This is a genomic window from Aestuariibacter sp. A3R04 (assembly GCF_018860805.1).
GTDB lineage: Bacteria > Pseudomonadota > Gammaproteobacteria > Enterobacterales > Alteromonadaceae > Alteromonas.
Genome location: NZ_JAHKQR010000003.1, coordinates 584,945 through 600,774, shown reverse-complemented (window position 1 = coordinate 600,774; position 15,830 = coordinate 584,945). Strand labels below are relative to the sequence as shown.

The following is a 15,830-nucleotide window of genomic DNA, read 5'->3' as shown; positions in this document are numbered from 1 at the left end:
TCTTTTACATCCAACCTTGAAAGTCCATCATTACCTGGTTTCTCTGCTGGGTGCTGCCTGCCCTTTTTAAATCCTGCTTTAGTTCTGCCTGCTTTATTAGCCTGCCGTCGCCACGATAAATAGCATTGAGCAGAGTGCCCGCAGGCAAGTCACAAAATGGGAGATCTTCACACCGGGCTCCAAAGTGATTCTGTTCTTTGTGTTGTTCGTACGCTTGAGCGTCATCATAAGCATGGTAATCAACCACCCTTGGGTACGTAAGCATGAGATATTGTTCAGCTTTGGTCAGTGGTTTAAATTGGAAAGTGTGGCTATCCCAAGGGGTCTCATTACCAAGCTGCGCGTTATAGACCCGAGCTTTCGTCGCCTCTTTACACTGCTCCTGCAATAGTCTGTTCAAAGTAGCGCCGACAACTTCTTTATACTGCCCGTGAAAATCGTTCTCCCGTTCTTCGCTACTACCCGGGTAATAAACGTCGAACGAACGCTCAATACAAAATTCTGGACTCTTGGCGTAAATGGTTAACTTTTCGTTTTGATACAACGGCTGACGTTGAGCCAAAAACGCCTCTGCGTCCATCCCTTCAGAAATAGCCATTGTGCTTAACTGATTGGCAAACTGCTTTAAACCATCCGTATTTCCCATGGCGTCATTCACTGATTGGTATTTCGGCACGCTTAACCACTGATTAAAAGGATTTCTCAGCATTATGCGCTCACTCTTTCCGGCTTGACCGCTATCTGCACAGAAGTTGCGATCAAGGTAAGAGTCTGAACCATACGGGGTAACTCGCAATGTAAAACTGCCCCATTGGGGGTAGCCATCGCGTTTTTCTTTACAAACCGGTTGATTGGGAAAATACCCTAGTTCATACCAGTAGCCTTTCACGTCGTAATAATCCACACGAGGCTTATCAGCATTGACATTTACTTTTTTTGAAAGCGATTCTCCCACCAACTTACCGTCGAACTTCGGGCCATAAATTCCGCGTACGGTATCTTCATCTATCCACAGCAATGTACGCATTAATGACGATTTTGACAGACAAGTCACATGTGATTGATCACTTCCCATAAGGATTTTCTCCCTTAGCAACAGCCACACAAAACAACCGCAAGTCGAGCTCGAGCTGGTGGTAGTCCGGCTCCATGTAACAACAAAGTTTGTAGAAGGCTTTGTTGTGCTCTTTTTCTTTAAAATGCGCCAATTCGTGTACGACTAATGCTTTCAACAAAGGCTCGGGTGCGCGCAGCAAATCACTATTAATGGATAAATCGTGTTTACGCGTTTTACCCTGCATGCGATAAGTGTGCGTTCCCAGCGCATTGGTAACCATATCCCCTTGCTTTTTAAACCCGGCGCGCCCAAACGGTGGTGCATTTTTTAAGTACTGTTTTTTTAAATCCGTCGCGTACTGATAAAGCAGCTTATCTGTAGTTATGTCATGAGGATAAGGGTATTTTTTCAATAGATAGCCGGTAAGCTGATTGTTTGAAATGAGTTGAAGCGCTTGTTCCACAACACTTGAGGGGTAACCATTAAAATACCGGGCATAGTTATTCACATTTCTTCTCCTTTGCAGAGAGAATTATAAAGTAATTGGGCGTTATGGACAGAGTGCTTTTCCTTACCGGCATTTTGCAATGAACGGCGTAGGAAAGAAAACCGCAGTAACAAGGCTACTGCGGTAAAAGCGTGCTAAGGGAAGCACTACGGGAAGCTAATTTAGCTAAACTTCGAAGGATAAAACTTACTTAAAATGAACAAAATGTGTACCACAACGGTCGCCACGCTCTACTCTACGGTAACCACGACTTTACCTACAGCTTTACCACTTGCCAAATGGTCATGGGCCGCTGCAATTTGCTCGAAGGTATATTCTTTTGCATCAATAATAGGTTTAAGCGCGCCTGCATCGACAATGCTTGCGAGCTCTTTAAGTATCTCGCCGTGAGCTTCACGGCCCACGTTGTGGATCATAGGAAGTAGCATAAACACCACATTCAAGCTCAAACCTCTAAAATGCACAGGTGATAAATCAGTCTCCAATAGAGACAAGGTTGTAGACACCTGACCGTTTAGTTTTGCCGCTGCGAAAGAGTTTTGAAGGTTGTTACCACCAACAGTGTCAAAAATAACATCAAAGCCATTGCCGTTAGTGTACTTACTCACATAATCTTCAACAGATTCATTGCGGTAGTCGATATATGTAGCGCCTAACGACTCAATAATCTCTTTCTGCTCATCAGAACCACCTGTCGCAAAGACTGTTGCTTTCATGTGCTTTGCAAGCTGAACGGCTATATGCCCTACCCCACCTGCACCGCCGTGAATCAATACATTTTGACCTTCACTGGTAAGCGCTCGGGTTAATCCTTCAAACGCAGTAATACCCACAAGAGGAATGGCAGCCGCTTCTTTCATAGAAAGAGACGAAGGCTTGTGTGCGATAAGACGAACATCGGCAAGCATTTTCTCAGCAAGAGAGCCTTGAAGATCACCAAGACCACCGGCACAACCGTACACTTCATCGCCCACTTTATATTCAGTCACACCCTCACCAACGGCTTCAATGGTGCCCGCGAAGTCCATGCCCAGAACCCCAGGAAGCTGCGGAGCAAAAGGTAAGTCTGCGCCCGATTGACGGATCATCATATCAATTGTATTAACGCTGCTTGCTGCAACACGCACAATGACGTGACCGGCCTTTACAGTAGGCTCTGCAATATCGCTTTGTGTAAATTGTTCGGTACCGCCAAATTCGTTTATTACCATTGCTTTCATGATTAAGCTCCTTTAAAGCCTGTTGTATGAGTACACGAAATATCATAGAGACTAAACTTGAGGATGATAATTGGGATTTGAACGCAAACAGTTTATAGATAATTTTGATAATGAGTGAATACCTAGCACTCCGAAGCATAGAGAGTATAGCCGCCTATGGCTTAATATTTCACCAACATCCTACTTTCAATACTTTTCCGGGTTGCATTTTTAGCGCCCTCTTCGCTCATATCTAATGCGCTGTGTGCCAGATGGGGAATACCCTTGTTATCAAAAATATTGAAAATGATACCTTCATCAACGCGCATTTTAGACTTATAAAACCAGCGGTGTTCAGGATTAGCCGTCACGCCCAAAATCTCCCCTTTACGGTCCGGATACACAAGCTCAATGTCGATCCAATCTTCGATATTCATGGATTCAGGGCAAATAAATCCCAGTGGAGAAGACATGATCGTATTTTCCACCGGCCTCCACAGGTTCACAAACCCAAAGTGCCCGTTGTGGTATTCAGCGGCTTTTTCTTCCCCGACTAAATCAATAAGACGGTTTTGAATGCCTTTCTCGCTGTAGTCGTTATGCACATTTCTCGCTGGTCGGCGCGACGCATTTTCGTCATCAATACGAACGGTATGATCAAATACCAGAACGTCTTTAGCGCCTAATTTTGCGCGCAACATAGCAGCAATTTGTCGATTATATTGCCCTTCATCATCAGCCATGAATGGATAGGGAACCGCATCAAGCCCCTCTAAAAAAGTAATACCATGGGTTTTAAAGCCAATATTCGATTCGCTTTTACGAATGTCGTAGACATTGACATTGGTAGTGACAAGTTCAGGTGATATTAAATTACCTTCGATACCATCTGCATCAAATTCAAATGCCTGTGTAACAGGCTTTCTTACGTGGTAATTTACCGAAGCATTCATCTTATTCCCCCCATGGAAAAGTTGCACGCGAGTCATTTACTATGACAAAGCGCTAAATAGGGCTCGAAATATACCTACATATTTTCAATGAAAAACCACATGAATACTGAAGCAGTATTTAGGTTTTATTGATAATGTATCATTCCGGTTGTAGGTGACGGCCTAACAATGCCAGAGCGCCGAACAAAGACTTAGCCCTCATTGGTTGAATTAAAACCTAATTTTCAACAAAATCTATATTCTGACTCTGCAAATAACGCATTTTTATATTTTTATAAGTGAAATATTCTTTAGTAATCGACGCGCTGTACTCAAAAACCGGCAACCAACCTGCGGCGATATAGTGCAACTAACTGGAGAATTTTTATGAGCGTTTCAACAACTCAAATGCCAACACCCGATAGAAGCAACGCGGTTAAAGTCACTGGCGGTGCTCTTGACCGCGCCCGTTTGCTGGACCTTCCAGGTCGCGATGAAATGTTGAAGAGAGCCCCTTCTGTTCAGCGTTTTTGGGATAGCAATCGTTTGCTATTGGAAAGTGCCTGGAAAGAGTGGGATGAACAGAACTCTCAACTGTCTCAATGGATAAATGAAACACTGCTAAGCGAGCCTCTTCGCAATGCTATAGCTTTAGCTTGGGAAGACCCGGCCAAAGAGCAAGCAGTGGCGGATTTGTGGGAAGAAATCCTACCCGGTGTGTATCAGGCACAACTGTTTGATATTGAGAAGCTTCATCTATTACGAGCCTATTTAGACGGCGTAGCAAGCGCGGGGATCCCTCTTCGCCCTCCCTACGGTATCGCTCTGAATCGCAATGGCGGTATGCTGGATGCGCGCTCTGAAGGATATTTGGCTGCACCAACATTCCAAGTATTTTACAACCTGATCATGAATAAGTACATGCGCCCTATTTCACGTATGTTGTTTCCTGAAGTAATGGGATTTGATACCCAGACCTTCGGATTTTCAATCCAATACCAAGAAGGCATGGATACGTCGTTGCGCCCCCATACCGATGCGTCCGCCGCGACAATGAATATCAATCTGAATGTGCCAGGGGAAACATTCAAAGGGTCGGAAGTAGACTTTTTTAACAATGAGACGGGTAAAGTAACACGCACTATTTTCCAGCCGGGCGTAGCTATGCTGCACCGTGGCAGTGTGCCTCATGCGGCACAGCCTATCACTGGCGGTAGCAGAACGAATATGGTGTTATGGCTCTATGGTGACAACATGCAAATTCCACGTGGCGTACTCCCTACCACGAAAGCTGAAGCCAAGGCCAGATGGACGGTACCGGATACGCAAAAAGATGACTTTGCGCCTTTTTAAATGTCGTGACTAACAGTAAAGAGCAGCTTTCATAGAACGCTGCTCTTTTTTGTGGTTTAACAGAAAGTGTCGGCTCACTATTTCCCCAGGCCATCAAGAACTAGAAAGGCTCACCGATTTTCCTTACAATCCGCTCCAAACTATTTACGCGAATAAACTATGACTGCAATTGGAATTGACTACGGCACGTCAAATTCTGAAGTTGTGTATTTTGATGGTTCATCACATCAGCACATCAAACTTGACCCACTGGATAACAAGGGGAGCAAAATTCGTTCTTCGGTGTTTATCTATTTTGAAGATGAATTGCCGCCGCCCCCCGATGCCATGGTTGAAGCAAAAGTCGCGCAATTGCAACGCATCATAAACGAGCAAATCGACAAAGCGAAAGATGGCTACTATTCGGCCAAAGATCCTAAAGAGCAGGATATCTACAGCGCGCGTATCAACGCGCTGCGTGGAGATTTGCACGACAAACCGGCATTACAACGCAAAGCAATTCAGCAGTTAATGCACGCCATGTCCCTTGACGAGATCCCCCTTCGACGTTTGGTTGAGCACGGCAAGTTCGCTTTTGGTGAACAGGGGTTCAGACGCTTTCTAAAAATGCCTGATAAAGGCAGGTTGATTTACTCGCCCAAGAATTTTTTAGGTGCATCGTTGGATGATGATCAGAAGCGCGCTTTCGTCGGCATCATCGCCCGGCAGTTCGCTTATTTCAAGCAGTGTGCAGAAGAACAGCTGGGCAAAACGGTGAATCAAGCCGTTATCGGTCGTCCGGTAAAATTCCACGGTACCCGCGGCGAAGAAGGCAACGCTCAAGCCATTCAAATTATGACAGACGCCGCCCACGAGGCCGGGTTCACAGGCGTTAACTTTTTGGATGAGCCCATCGCGGCGGCGTATAAAATTGAGCAAACACTCCCTAAAGAAACCACCACGCTGATTGTCGATATAGGCGGTGGTACTACAGATATCTGCTGCATTAAGCTTTCACCTGAGCGCGCGACGCAGTTCGACCGAAAAGACGATGTACTATCGGTAACGGGTAGAAGACTGGGCGGCATGGATTGTGATAAAAGCCTGGTACTCAAAACGATTGCGCCGGAAATGGGCATGGGTCTTAAAACCATTACCGGGCTTCCTATTCCGCCGAGCTATTTCACTGACATGTGTGCCATTGACAACATTCCCGCGCTTACACGCTTTTTTTCTGACGACTACGGGCTTGCCATATCCCAAACCATGTCGATAGTAAAAGCCCCTGAACAGCTGGAACGCCTGCTTACCGTGCAAGAAAACAAACTGTCTGCGCGAGTAGTAAACTCAGCTCGTCTGGCAAAGGAACTACTTTCGAGTAAGCAGAGTATTACCTTGCCTCTGCACTACATTGAAGATAACTTTAACGTGAAGATTTCACAAGATTCGCTGAAAAAGGCACTAAAACCATGGCTCGATAAAGTGAAAACCCTGGTGACGGAATGTTTACTCAACAGTGCTGAGAAACCTGAAGTAGTGATGATTACAGGCGGCATGAGCTTATCGCCAATTGTGGTTGAAGCGCTGTATGAATCGCTGTTAACGGAGTTGCCACGCCTGGAAAATGATGCGTTTAACTCTGTGTGTGAAGGGCTGGCTATTCAGGCTGCAAAACACGCCCTTCCTCATCAGCGGTAACACTAACCTGTGTGCTGCGGCATCCACAATAAGCGCGCCACTTCTTTTTTTTTGGAATGTAATAATGCAAAAACTCTACTCAATGTTTGGCGTTGTATTGCTGTTAACGACAGCAATGAGCGCCTGTAGCTTCTCACACGCCAGCCACCAGCAAAAAACAAACGATGCGACAGGTGAAATAAGCCAACAACAGTTGCTTAGCCACTACCCGGCATTCAAAGACAGTTACAACGCCTATACGCCCAGTGATAGCGAAGTGAGCGCCATCGCTTCCCTACAAGGGTATACCGTGCTGGTTTTGTTTGGCTCCTGGTGTCATGACAGCGAGCGCGAAGTGCCCCGCCTGCTAAAAACTCTGGATACGAGTGGCCAGGACAACATAGATATTCAATTAATTGCCGTTAACCGCCAAAAGCGCGACCCGCAAGGTATCGCCCTTTCACATGAGTTAAAATACACTCCTACCTTCATTCTAATGCAAGGTAATAAAGAACTTGGGAGGGTAATAGAAAAACCCTCACGTACCATTGCAGAGGATTTACAAGCACTAACTGAACTGCTAAACCCATAACATGGCACGTACTAGTCAATGTAGCCCCACGGAGCTGGCGGCGTGGTCACGGATTTAGTTAGATCAAAATCGACTCTGAACTCTCTACCTTCACGTATTAATCGATAGCTAAACTTTTCCGGATAGATATACATTTGCCAGATATTGGTACTTGACTGAGGAATACCTAACCTAACAAATAATTCTTTGGAATATTGGTCAGCCGGAAACGACTGTACCTGGTTATAGCCAGCATCAACCGTATGGCCGCCATACATGGTTGACTTGTCCATTGAACCATCCTGATGACGATGGTCGTGTTTTAACGACAAACCCGACCCTGTTTTCTTGATGATCCAGGTACGAGAAGCGTCGTCTCCCACATGAAAAGGGATCTGTAATTCAGTATCATTGCATTTTCGTACATGCATAACGAGTGGCTTATTCGCAAAGCTGTCACCCGCTGCATTGTCTACGGTAACTTTACCGGAATACGCTTTGCCACAGTGCGCTTTGATAGCAGAAAAAAAAGCATCATGGGTTGGAATTGAAACTAAAGGGGCGGACTGAAATGCGCCTGTCTTATTAGCGTTTACCGCGAACACACCAGGACTTAGCAGCATTAGAGCTATTACAAACACGCTGAACATAAAGGTATGTTTAGCATTGCTTTTCACTTTATTGATTTCACTTTTGTTCATTGCCATTCCTTGTTATTTCATTAATGCCGATATGTTAACAACCAATGTAGTGAAGACTCGGTAAATTGCTTCGCTATACCCGTACATACAAATAAGAGCTATGGACACAGCATGCACAAAGCAGCTTAGAGATAAGATATCAACATGCTAAGAAATTAGTTAAATGTATCATAGCGGGCATGGCGAGACTTCCCAAATGACCTGTGTGGTTATGAACAAATTTAATCTAATCATTCATAAATGCTCCGGCGTGATTTTGAAGTGGCCTGTGCGGCCATGAACCTGATGCGTTTGCATTGAGTAAATGTATACTAAAGTACAAGGGAAGTTGCAATTTCCGATGAAATTTAAGTGAATCTCCGACTATGCGTCGCTAAAACACATCTGAACTGACATTTTGAGATTTGATCGCTAGAATTCAAGGTGCGCATTACTGAATGCTCATGGAAGCAATTTGGTTATGCCGCCAAAAAGAAAAATATAACGTCAGATCAAACCCAAATCTATCGCCTTGAGAACAGCCCGTGTTCTGTCGCGAACATCCAGTTTTCGTAAAATAAACGACACCTGATTACGTATAGTGCCTTCGGATTTATATAGTGCCTGGGCAATTTCTGAGTTCGAGTAGCCTGCAGCAATTAAATTCAGTACCTTGAGTTCGCTTTTGCTTAACTTATCAGGTAACAAGGTAGGCTCACTCTGAGGTTGAATTGAACTATTAATAATTCTTTGTGTAATTGCGGGTGAAAGCGCTGATCCACCACTGGCAAGTGTTTCAATGGCAGAGACCAGTCGCTCCAAATTTATATCTTTTAATGCATAACCTTTTGCACCATAGCGAATACACTCAAGTACCTGTTCACTGTCATCGAAAGTTGTCAGCACTAGTACTGGCTGCGTTAACCCCTGTTTGTGCATGGCTTTGAGTACGCCAATACCATCTAAAACTGGCATGCGGATATCTAAAAGTACAACATCCACAGCGTACTGACTGAGTTTGTTCAAAGCACACTGACCATTATCCGCTTCAGCGACAACGTGAATATTGTCCTTTAGAGCCAATAAGCTTTTGAGCCCTTCTCTTAGTAAGGTCTGGTCCTCAACCAGTAGCACATTAATCATAATGTTACGCCAACGTATGTGGGTTAAGTTTATGAGGAAGTGTGGCATTAATCACAAAGCCAGTATCGCTGTGCTTAAACTCAATGGCACCTTTCACTAGCGCAAGCCGTTCTTGCATACCCAATAAACCGTTACCTAAATTGAGCTCGGCGTTTTTATTGCCGTTATCTTTTATACGTAACTGCACAGTTTGATTCTCTAATTGCAAAGAAACGTTTAGCTCATTCGCGTCACTGTGCTTTATGCTATTTGTTATGGCTTCCTGAACTGAATGAAATAACGTTTGCGCAAGAAGTGCATCACTGATTCTGATGGCTGGATCATAATCAAGTACAACATTTAAACCTGCTACATCACTGCATAAAGATTTCAACGATGTGTATAAATCGATAGTTTGATTTTCCCGCATGGATGACACCGAATCGCGTACGTCACTTAATAACAAACGCGTTATCTGCTGGGCTTTCGCAATGTGCTTTGGTACTTGATTGCTGACACAGTGACTTGCCACTTCTAAATGTATGCTAAGTCCGGTCAAATGATGCCCTAGCGTGTCATGTAGATCCCGGGCAATGCGGATACGCTCATCGCGGGTTGCAGTATCGTTTAACAGCGATTGCGTTGCTTTTAACTCGCGTAATAAATGGGCGGCTTGTTCTTTAGCTTTCCGTTCGGAAATAAGCCGCGTAGCAAAACGATAAGCAAAGCTATTGTACAAGGTAAATGCAAGCCCGTTTAACAATACAAACTCGCTATCGAAACCCAAATGAAGGATCAGCGCCATGAAAAAGGGCAAACATATAAGGAAATAAAGTATTGATTTCCTCGGTTCAAAATCACTGTATTTAACTAAGAAAATTATCAATAAAATAGCGACAAAACCAATATTAAATAACCACATGAGTAGTAACACATTGGCTATAGTAAAATTTAAAATGATAGTTTTACAATACTTCAAGCGCCGCCGAAAAAACTCAAAGTAAACTAAAAAAGCAAAAAAGCTGATGAACAGGCAACTCACTATTATTACATGTAGTGGTGAGTAGTCGAGTTGTGCTGTTTGCGCGCTGAGGGGCCACGCATGCAAGGTATAAATAAATACAAATAGCCAAGTGACTGCAGAAAGCAGAAAGTCGCTACGCTGTAAAAAAAGACGTAAAAATTTGTTCATGCCTTTATGTTAATTCTAAATAATCTGTTTATGTATATGACAAATGTCACGTTTTAAGTTGTGACATTTGCAGCATTTTTACTCGCGATATGAGCGCTATATTGTTATTAATTTCACCAATATAGAGGCATTATCATGACCAAAAATAAAGGTCTGCGAAACAGTTTATTTTCGTATCAGTTAATTGTTGCTGGTTGTTTAACCGCACAGTTTACTGATGTAGCTCAGGCAAAAGAGCAAACTGAGAAATGGCAGATGGACGTGGGAGCTGGCCTGCTTGCAGTAGATACACCTTGGCGTGGTTACGATATACAAACAATATCCCTTCCCTATTTTAATGCACGTAAAGGCCGGTGGCGTATTGGCCCGAAATATGGCTTGGTTCAGTATGCATTCTTAGAGGATACAGAGTTTGAAGCCTCGATGGGGCTAAGCTTTCGCGATGATACTTACGACAGTAGCCTGATTTTCAGTGATGAATTGTCAGACGATGATGTGTTTACAGGCTATAACGATGGAAAAGGCGAGCTTACTTTTAGAGCTCAGTTGCAATACAAACAATTGTTTTTGCGTGTAGCGCAAGATATTTCGAACCGCTCGGAAGGAATTACCCTACTTGGGCGCTATCACCTGCCCATTTACGGTAAAGGTTTGGGTTTACAGCTTAGTGCTGATTTAGGCGTTTACTGGCAAGACGAAAAGTATACCCAATACGTTTACGGCATTTCAGGAGAAAATATTGCCCCGGAATACGGTAGATATGCTTATCAGCCCAGCTCCGCAGTGAATCCTTTTTCTGCATTAAATCTTACGTATGTCTTTGATAAACACTGGTCCGTCCAAGCAAGTTACCAGGTTGAAACCCTTGATTCAACAATCAAAGAAAGCCCGTTAGTGGGAGACAGTTTTAAGCAACAATTGACAGTTTTTGTCAATTATCGTTTTGAAAAGTAAGGGATGCAGATGAAGCACATCAGTGTCATTCTAATCGTCGCGGTACTCGTAGGCTGCGACAGCGCAGTCGTTTTTGACGAAAGTGGTAGCGATACGCTTTGGAATAAAGTTGTTGATCCATGCATTGCCAGCGAAGCAAAAATTGGCACTTGCTGAATTGACCGGGATTTGTATTGGCATAGAGCATCATCCAGCCTTCGATATATCCGGGGCCTTTTATTTAGATCATGCTTTACTGTACGGGCACAACCTGTAATTCAAAGCTAAAGCAGGTGCCTTTGCCAAGTTGACTTTCAACTAACAGATCAGAATCCAAAAGCGAGACCAACTTCTTGCTGATGGCCAGGCCCAGCCCGGCATGCAGACAATTGTCTTTCTCATGGTTGGTAGCCTGATAGCGCGCATCAAAGATAAAGGCAATTTCCTTGTCGCTGATACCTACGCCCGTATCGCGAATATCTATGCGTATTTTATTCACTTGCGGGGTGACCGCCAGGGTAATCGTGCCCTGAGCAGGAGTGTGGCGAATCGCGTTTTCTAAGAGATTTGTCAAAATTCGCTCTAGTTTGCCTATATCAGCAAAAACACGGTAATCCGATTCACCTACACTCACTTCCAGGGTTAACGCTTTTTCTGCTGCTTTGAGGGCAAATTTCGAAGCGATATCGTGAAGCAATTCGCCCAATGGAAACGGTTCTTGATTGAGGGTCACTTGCCCACCTTCTAAGTAGGCGAGTTCGAATATCTGATCGATAAGATGTTTTAAATTGCGGGCGTTTTTTAACGAAATACTGATGAATCGCTTTCTCTTAGCTGCGTCTAAGGTGTCGTCATTGATGGCGAGGGTTTCAATATAGCCGTGAAGATTCGCCAACGGCGTGCGCAAGTCATGGGATAAATCTGCCAGTAGCACTCTGCGCTGCGTATCAATTTGCTGCAATTGGTCAAATTGCACATTGATGCGTTTTAACATGCGCGTGAAGGTGCTCCCCAGACGTTGAACCTCGTCGTGACTATCCGATTGCCATTGATAATTAGGTTCGTTCAAGCGGGTTTGCTGAAAGTCTGAACCACTGACCTTATCCATTTCGGCACTTAACTTGCGAAGAGGTGATGTAAGTGCGTTAAACAGCACCAACAAGACCACGAATAAAAATACCAGGCTCAATGCACTGAACAATATCAGCTGCTGTACGTTTTCACTTTCTTTAATATTTCCAAGAATAGAATCATAAATCTCACCGCCAATAATCACATACAAATACCCCTGCAATGCATCGCCGTTCATTACGGGCGCAGCTGAAAATATCTTTTTTACCCCCGGATTGCGTGGGTCATCACCTTTTATGGGAAGCTGGCCAGGATTGCGAATGAGCGTTTGAATGGGAGCTAAACTTACGTACTCCGCTTTTACTTTCCCGGCCTCTGCTGAATAGGTGAGGATTTTTCCATCGGGATCTAAATAGTAGAATTCGAAGTTTGGACCTAATATCATCAACGTATGAAACAAATTTTTTAGTGCCTCGTAATCGTAGACACCAGTTTTAAGTAACGGGCTGTCTAACGCGAGGTGTTCTGCAAGACCAAGATGAAGTTGCTGCTCTGCCTCATCTTGAGTGATAGATTGCAGATGTGCACTGGTAAAAAAGAACAGCGCAAGCACACAAATAAATACCGCCGCCAGGGCCAGGGAAATACGCTGATAAAAACACAGTTTCATTGTGCTTGCACTCCATCTGGGTTGAGCTTATAGCCTACCCCCCATACGGTTTGTACAATTTTCGGCGCGGTAGCGTCTAACTCTATTTTTGCCCGTAAACGATTGATATGAGAGTTCACCGTATGTTCGTAACCACTGTGTTGATAACCCCATACCGATTCCAAAAGCTGTGCCCGGCTAAAAACTTCATTAGGGTGATTGGCCAGGTAAAGGAGTAAATCAAACTCTGTGGCCGTGAGATCAAGGGGCTTTCCCCAAAAGGTGGCACGATGGAGCTTAATACTAATGGCAAGCGCACCAATGGTGATGTCTTTCTCTTCGATGGCATCTTGGCCTTGAGGCGATTTCGCCAGCAAATGTACTTTACGCAATTGCGCGCGAACCCGTGCTTGTAACTCCCGCACGCTAAACGGCTTGGTCATATAGTCATCGGCTCCTAGCTCCAGGCCGAGTACGCGATCGGTTTCTGAATTTTTAGCGGTCAGCATAATAATGGCTTTCTCAGGGTGTTTGTCCCGTACCTGACGGCATATATCAAGCCCGTTCACTTCAGGTAACGTAACATCGAGGATCAATAGCGAGAACGGCTCATCCAGCGCCAGGGCTAACCCTGTCTTTCCATTGTGGACCAACGTAATATCTACACCCAGTTCGCGCAGATTTACGCGAATTAAATCTGCGATATCGGCATCGTCCTCAACCACGAGAATAGTGTCTTGCATATCCACCCCAAGAATATAGCTCCGATAGACTAAGACCGGGGATGGCATCAATTTCATTCACGTAATGTAAATTTTTTTCTGCGCATTGACACTTCGATGTAAACAGTGCGTCACGAATAATCAGGCATTGCTATTCGTGACTCACTGTGTCTCTTAGCGGGTTCGGGTTATGACTATGCGGCTTGTTGGGTTGTCAAAGCGGTGTGCTTCTGTCAATACTGACGTTGCTAACCCCTCACGACTGGCATCAGTAGCATTTGCACTGGTGGTAACACCTGTGTGTAAACGCACAACATCAGCAAAGTCGTCGCGGGTAGGGTCATACCCTGCCGCAGCGCCGCCACCACCGGCTGCACCCGCTGCCGGGCCGGGCATGGTTGCTGCCGTTTCGGTATTGGCCTCGGTACCTGCGTCCCAGGTCACCGTCATAAAGGTTTTACTCTCCCCTACTGCCATACCACTTACATCGGCGGCGTTAAGTCCGGTAAACGCATCGTTGGTGTTTACCAGCATAGTGGTGATGGTTAAGCGAAGATCATCGGCGTCCAGTTCAGGCACCACTAAGGTCATGGCATCGCCCATGGAACTTGGCATCAAAATACCGCCAGAGTTTTGCGCATCAAGGAAGTCTGTGGCGTTCATAGCCTCATCAATCACCATTGATGGGTCGCCCCCTTCTGCCATCACTTCAATGCCCATGCTCGCTGGTTCACCATCCATAAATGCATGAAAACCCGTTTCATGAAGGATCACTGCTGCTGGCGCAAAAGGCTGTGCATGGGTGAGGTTGGTGATCTGTACCGTATATACGGCAGAGTTACCGTTCACACCGTCAGCACCATCGGCACCGTCCATGCCATCAGCGCCATCCATACCATCGGCGCCATCCATACCGTCAACTCCGTCCTGCCCAGCTGGGCCCGTGGGGCCGGTATCGCCATCGTCGCCACAGGCAACCATCAACGAAGAAAGTAGCAGCAGCGTACTGAATTTAATAATTGAATTTTTCATGGCATCGCTCCTTAAGATGCAGGAACAGTGATAACAACACGTGCAACAGGGTTTAACCAACGGTGGACTGTAGAATCCAAGTCGCTCGCGCCGCCAGCGTTATCAGTGTCACCCAAGGCATTTCGGTGAATGTGAACAGGTCCATCAGTACCGTCTTCCACTTCGCCATTGACCACTTGTGCGGCTACACCTGTGCCACCCATGCCGAGGTCGACGATACGCGTAGGTGCACCACCACCGGCCACACCGGGTACGCCATATCCACCCAGCGCATTGCCCGTTTCAGCTTCAACAACATCAGTACGCGCACTGTTTAGCTCGTCGTTTAGCTCTGTGCCGGCGTCATACGCATTGAGGTAATAGGTGTAAGTACCGGGCTCAGTAGGGATCATAATACTGTCTAAACCAACAAAAGCGTCGTTGGTGGGGATCAACATGGAAAGGATTGACAGGTAAGGCTTATCCATAGTGTCAAACGGGTAGCTCAATGACGTCGAAGGGGCCACTAAACCACCAAAACGATGCCAGGTATTAGAGCCATTGTCCGTGTCGACAGGGCCAAGTACTGCTTCAAAGTTTTCGCCGCTGGACGCAGGCTCTTGTTCATCGTCGATAACGCCACCTTCAGCTAGCCACGCCAATGCGGTTGATGCGGTTTCACCCACTTCAAAGGCATCAACGGTAGCATCGTGTGCAACAACTAAGCGCGGAGTGAAACTTTGTGCCTGGGTAAGGTTAGTGATTTCAATATCAAGCGTTACCGCTTGCGCTGCAGATACAGACGCCATTGCGAACAATGTAGCGCCGGCGAGTTTAGATAATTTCATTGTATTGTCCTTGTTTGTGACTGGAAGCACATAGAAAGTAAAGGACAGCGCAAATCAATTCATCACGGAAGTATCACAAAAAACGTACAATTTTGTCTCGGTGAATATACCTGTAAAAAGTTGGAGTGACCGAGACATTAGCATCCACACCCAAAAGCGCATTCACAAGCGACGGCTTTTCCTCACTATCAGGGGAATTATTCTGTAGGCTTGAACATATCTTTTGTGCAGAACTAAAATGTGTTGTTAGTTTCCTTGATGTAAATGCACATGACAAGGCTCAAGAGCTTTCGCGGTCACATACTTGTCACATAATCATCATAAAC

At 45.2% G+C, this 15,830-nt stretch carries 16 protein-coding genes; 5 read left to right on the top strand and 11 right to left on the bottom strand.

The features are described from left to right. Positions 1-4: 4 nt before the first annotated feature. The 4 genes from KO518_RS07390 to KO518_RS07375 form a co-directional block, all read right to left on the bottom strand. Positions 5-1,075: a hypothetical protein gene (locus KO518_RS07390; protein ID WP_216025178.1), complete on the bottom strand. Its 1,071-nt coding sequence runs from the start codon at positions 1,073-1,075 to the stop codon at positions 5-7. Beyond that, positions 1,065-1,565 (bottom strand): YgjP-like metallopeptidase domain-containing protein, encoded by a 501-nt coding sequence (locus KO518_RS07385; protein ID WP_216025177.1) that lies wholly within the window; start codon positions 1,563-1,565, stop codon positions 1,065-1,067. The genes KO518_RS07390 and KO518_RS07385 overlap by 11 nt, the downstream gene beginning before the upstream one ends. A 230-nt stretch (positions 1,566-1,795) precedes the next feature. Continuing rightward, positions 1,796-2,785, bottom strand: a complete 990-nt coding sequence (locus KO518_RS07380; protein ID WP_216025176.1) for a zinc-dependent alcohol dehydrogenase family protein — start codon at positions 2,783-2,785, stop codon at positions 1,796-1,798. Between the two features lie 161 nt (positions 2,786-2,946). Next, entirely contained in the window at positions 2,947-3,717 is a 771-nt protein-coding gene (locus KO518_RS07375; protein ID WP_216025175.1) for a CmcJ/NvfI family oxidoreductase, read from the bottom strand. Between the two features lie 387 nt (positions 3,718-4,104). On the opposite strand from KO518_RS07375, the gene KO518_RS07370 reads away from it, so the two are divergent. From KO518_RS07370 to KO518_RS07360, 3 genes are all read left to right on the top strand, one after another. After that, positions 4,105-5,049, top strand: a complete 945-nt coding sequence (locus KO518_RS07370; protein ID WP_216025481.1) for a 2OG-Fe(II) oxygenase family protein — start codon at positions 4,105-4,107, stop codon at positions 5,047-5,049. A 159-nt stretch (positions 5,050-5,208) separates the two neighbouring features. Then, positions 5,209-6,726 (top strand): Hsp70 family protein, encoded by a 1,518-nt coding sequence (locus tag KO518_RS07365; RefSeq protein WP_216025174.1) that lies wholly within the window; start codon positions 5,209-5,211, stop codon positions 6,724-6,726. A 64-nt stretch (positions 6,727-6,790) separates the two neighbouring features. Beyond that, positions 6,791-7,297: a thioredoxin gene (locus KO518_RS07360; RefSeq protein ID WP_252736012.1), complete on the top strand. Its 507-nt coding sequence runs from the start codon at positions 6,791-6,793 to the stop codon at positions 7,295-7,297. An 11-nt stretch (positions 7,298-7,308) separates the two neighbouring features. Here the strand turns inward: KO518_RS07360 and KO518_RS07355 are convergent, their stop codons facing one another. From KO518_RS07355 to KO518_RS07345, 3 genes are all read right to left on the bottom strand, one after another. Next, the gene (locus tag KO518_RS07355; RefSeq protein ID WP_216025479.1) at positions 7,309-7,899 is read right to left on the bottom strand and encodes a hypothetical protein; all 591 of its coding nucleotides are present in this window, start codon (positions 7,897-7,899) and stop codon (positions 7,309-7,311) included. 564 nt (positions 7,900-8,463) lie between these two features. Next, positions 8,464-9,099 carry a response regulator transcription factor gene (locus KO518_RS07350; protein WP_216025173.1) on the bottom strand — a complete coding sequence of 212 codons (636 nt, stop codon included), beginning with the start codon at positions 9,097-9,099 and terminating at the stop codon, positions 8,464-8,466. Between the two features lie 4 nt (positions 9,100-9,103). Then, on the bottom strand, positions 9,104-10,000 hold the full coding sequence (locus tag KO518_RS07345; protein ID WP_216025172.1) for a sensor histidine kinase: 897 nt from the start codon (positions 9,998-10,000) through the stop codon (positions 9,104-9,106). 405 nt (positions 10,001-10,405) lie between these two features. Between KO518_RS07345 and KO518_RS07340 the strand changes: the two genes are divergently transcribed. Further along, complete coding sequence (locus KO518_RS07340) at positions 10,406-11,224, top strand: MipA/OmpV family protein (protein ID WP_216025171.1); 819 nt, start codon at positions 10,406-10,408, stop codon at positions 11,222-11,224. A gap of 9 nt (positions 11,225-11,233) precedes the next feature. Then, positions 11,234-11,380: a hypothetical protein gene (locus KO518_RS07335; protein WP_216025170.1), complete on the top strand. Its 147-nt coding sequence runs from the start codon at positions 11,234-11,236 to the stop codon at positions 11,378-11,380. 76 nt (positions 11,381-11,456) lie between these two features. Here KO518_RS07335 and KO518_RS07330 read toward each other — a convergent pair whose 3' ends face one another. From KO518_RS07330 to KO518_RS07315, 4 genes are all read right to left on the bottom strand, one after another. Then, entirely contained in the window at positions 11,457-12,944 is a 1,488-nt protein-coding gene (locus KO518_RS07330; protein ID WP_216025169.1) for a cell wall metabolism sensor histidine kinase WalK, read from the bottom strand. Next, entirely contained in the window at positions 12,941-13,666 is a 726-nt protein-coding gene (locus KO518_RS07325; protein ID WP_216025168.1) for a response regulator transcription factor, read from the bottom strand. The genes KO518_RS07330 and KO518_RS07325 overlap by 4 nt, the downstream gene beginning before the upstream one ends. 153 nt (positions 13,667-13,819) lie before the next feature. Next, positions 13,820-14,677, bottom strand: coding sequence for a spondin domain-containing protein (locus KO518_RS07320; RefSeq protein WP_216025167.1), 858 nt, complete (start codon positions 14,675-14,677; stop codon positions 13,820-13,822). 11 nt (positions 14,678-14,688) lie between these two features. After that, positions 14,689-15,504 (bottom strand): spondin domain-containing protein, encoded by an 816-nt coding sequence (locus KO518_RS07315; RefSeq protein WP_216025166.1) that lies wholly within the window; start codon positions 15,502-15,504, stop codon positions 14,689-14,691. Between the last annotated feature and the right edge of the window lie 326 nt (positions 15,505-15,830).